This is a genomic window from Moorena sp. SIO2C4 (assembly GCF_010672485.1).
Classification (GTDB): domain Bacteria; phylum Cyanobacteriota; class Cyanobacteriia; order Cyanobacteriales; family Coleofasciculaceae; genus Moorena; species Moorena producens.
Genome location: NZ_JAAHGN010001252.1, coordinates 1 through 1,926, shown reverse-complemented (window position 1 = coordinate 1,926; position 1,926 = coordinate 1). Strand labels below are relative to the sequence as shown.

3 protein-coding genes and 1 pseudogene are annotated in these 1,926 nt (G+C 45.5%); all 4 read right to left on the bottom strand.

Translation table 11 applies throughout. The features are described from left to right. The coding region (locus tag F6K20_RS36255; protein ID WP_287298056.1) for a secondary thiamine-phosphate synthase enzyme YjbQ at positions 1–393 on the bottom strand (393 nt) is incomplete at its 3' end. 26 nt (positions 394–419) lie between these two features. Continuing rightward, positions 420–998 carry a hypothetical protein gene (locus F6K20_RS36250; RefSeq protein ID WP_287262832.1) on the bottom strand — a complete coding sequence of 193 codons (579 nt, stop codon included), beginning with the start codon at positions 996–998 and terminating at the stop codon, positions 420–422. Positions 999–1,023: 25 nt separating this feature from the next. Further along, entirely contained in the window at positions 1,024–1,608 is a 585-nt protein-coding gene (locus F6K20_RS36245; RefSeq protein WP_202799179.1) for a hypothetical protein, read from the bottom strand. A gap of 17 nt (positions 1,609–1,625) precedes the next feature. Beyond that, positions 1,626–1,926 (bottom strand): annotated as a pseudogene (locus F6K20_RS36240) (glycosyl transferase); the annotation flags it as partial.

Genomic DNA, 1,926 nt, shown 5'->3' with positions numbered 1-1,926 from the left:
CTCCCGGTAGTGAGCCTGTCGCCGATGCTCCCAAATATAAATGCCTTGCCAGGTTCCTAGGAGCAATCTTCCCTGAGCAATAGGAATCTGTTCCGATGTTTTAGTCAGCGCAGTCCGGATATGAGCAGGCATATCATCGGGACCTTTGGCACTATGGCTATAGCTTTTGCCATCTTCTGGTACTAATTTAGCAAAAAAGTTCGATAAATCCATGAGCACATCAGGATCAGCATTTTCCTGAATTACCAAACTTGCGGAGGTATGACGCAGGAATATCGTACACAATCCAGTCTCCAGTCCTGATGTAGCAACCACGGATTGAACTTTCCCGGTAATGTTGGAGAACGATTTACCGGTAGTCCTAATTTTGAGTCGTTGTTGATAATGAGTCATAGAAGGGTTAGTTAATCGAGCCACTGCTACCCGAGCTGTTTTAGTTCCTCCGATGGTGTTTCCGAGGTTTCTGTGGCTACAGCTGTTGGTGGATTGTCAACAGACTTATCCACCACAGGTGTTTCCGAGGTTTCTGTGGCTACAGCTGTTGGTGGATTGTCAACAGACTTATCCACCACAGGTGTTTCCGAGGTTTCTGTGGCTACAGCTGTTGGTGGATTGTCAGCAGACTTATCCACCACAGCAGCAGTTTCTGATGACTCTAGAGTATCTTCTGATAACGACTCAGGGACAGTTGCCAATTCTGCCAATTCTTCTGTATACAACTTATCCAGTTGAGCAGCAGTTTCTGATAACTCTGGCTTTTCTGCTGATTCTGGCTCAGTTGCAGATTGATTGTCACTCGACTCATCTGCCTGCTCGGAATTTTCCGATGCCTCTGGATTCTCCGGTTCCCCTTCACGCCAAGGGGAATCATAGTGATTCCAGGGCAGAATTGGCTCGTTGGGCAGGTTACGGGTCAAGACAGTGATGTTCTCTGGGTCTGGTTCCGGTAAACTCAAGGGTTCTCCAGAGGGTTTGTTATTAACCTGTTTAGAATTCATAGTCTGAGCGAAAGCCAACAATACATCACATCAGTTTAAGCGCAGGAATGCAAAACTCTGCTATGACATTCAACGTAATAATCAAGGCAACCCCCCAAGTTACATAAGCAGAATACTTCAACGATAGAGAAAAATCTTCTAATCGCTGCCTGTTTGCATTATAAGCCTCTACCAGATTAACCAGCATCTGTAGTTGGTATTGTTCTGGTGAGAGTACCAGGTAGCGTTCTAGGAATTTTTTATCTCCCAAGTTGGGACTGACTGCTATCTGACGCGGGAGAAAAGCACGGATTAGTAGGGTAAAATTAAGCATAAATCCCAGTATCTCAGCAATACCAAAGGGGCTGCGGAAAAATACTAGCCCAGAGATGGTTAAACTCGTTAATAAGGCTCCGTTAGTGACAAACAAGATATTGAGTTTTGTGGTCAAGGTTTGACTGCGCTCCCTTTGTTGATCGAGCACCATACGAACGTCTCGTGCTGCCAACTCCAGGCTTGGGAAAGACGTCTGCTCTTGAGTGATAGAGGTTTCTGGTGTGTCGATGGACTTTGGGATAGAATTGTGGCTATTCTGGATCTGTTCTATAAGCGAATCTACGGTAGATATCATGGCAGGGGCTATTTAGGCTATTTAGTGTAAGTCTGGAGGTAGTTAACAATATCTTTAGCAATCTTGTCTGTTCCATCCTTTACCAAGCTTTGAGATTTTCTGGGAGGCTTGGGAGTATGATGGAGAAATTCCCACTTGCCGTGGAAAAATTCTGTCGGTGTTAAAATCTGATGGTGACCGTAGTCTTGCACCCCTTCTATTAGGATAGCGGCTTCAGCAAATCCAGAGCGGGTAACTGAAGCAATTGGGATATCCAGGCGTAACGCTTCGGCAAAAGTACTGTATCCCGGTTTGGAAATCACTAGATCGGAAGAGCGT